This window comes from Candidatus Obscuribacterales bacterium, from assembly GCA_036703605.1.
GTDB lineage: Bacteria > Cyanobacteriota > Cyanobacteriia > RECH01 > RECH01 > RECH01.
This window is the reverse complement of record DATNRH010000673.1, coordinates 1-1,012: the sequence shown is the minus strand read 5'-3', so window position 1 is coordinate 1,012 and position 1,012 is coordinate 1. Positions and strand designations below refer to the sequence as shown.

Here is a 1,012-nt window from a genome sequence, read left to right as displayed (position 1 = left end):
CCAGAGGAAAGCCTAATGACTATGACGATTGCAGTGGACGCCAATGGCCGAGTCGTTTCAATAAGCGAAGTAGAACGTGGCCTGGGATGCGGATGCCGATGTATTGAGTGCGACGAATCTGTAATCGCACGCAAAGGGCAGCAACGAATGCACCATTTCTCTCATGCATCGCAGAAGGTTCCCTGCGAAGTAATGCCCGAAAGCTTTCTGCATCGATATGCCAAGCAGGTCGTGAAAGAAAATTTGGGATTGCAGCTGCCCCCACAACCAGGGCATCTCCCTGATTCTGAAGATCAGAGTTCCTGGTGGGATTTTGAATCGGTCAAAGAAGAGCTGTGGATGGGCGACTTTAGACCCGACATGCTCGCAGAGCTGAGCGATGGCCCGCTGCTGATTGAGTTCGCCTGTACTTCATTTGTCCATGATGAGAAACAAGCGCGGATTGAGCGCTTGGGGATTCGTGCCGTCGAGATCGATTTGAGTGGTTTGGTCGTAACGCCCACGGCTGAGGGGCTGCTCGAACTTAAAAGAACAATCCTGCATGACGTCCCTTTAAAGCAGTGGCTCTATCCGTTGGTGCCCCAGACCATGTCTGCTAGCGAATCCACTTTACCGGTAACCGAGATCCCCATTGCGCAAGATCTGAGCCCTGAGTCTCCCGAGAGGATGAGGTTTACGATTCAGGGGTTATGGGTGGATCTCCGGGTGCTTGAGTATGGCTCGGTGGTCTTGAAATCTGTTGCCTATAGTCCTGTGATTGTTGACCTACTCAAACGATTAGCTCGGCAAAACAGCGGGCGCTATGTCGCCAAACACAAGAATTGGATGTTCCCATCTTGGGCGAGAACGAGGCTTCAGCAGGAGCTTGAGCGATTGGCGGACGCTGAGTGCTCCATTCCGGCTAAAGCGCTGGCCGATCAATGTGATTTTCCTGCTGATAATACGGAGCTTCGCTTGGGCCAATACTTGGATGCTCGGGTAGTTCTTCAGCAATACCAGTCAGGTTCTGCAC

General features: G+C 52.3%; 1 protein-coding gene. It reads left to right on the top strand.

What is annotated here, in order from left to right; genetic code table 11:
* Positions 1-21 precede the first annotated feature (21 nt).
* Positions 22-1,012: competence protein CoiA family protein (locus V6D20_14140; protein HEY9816920.1), on the top strand; the 991-nt coding region annotated here is incomplete at its 3' end.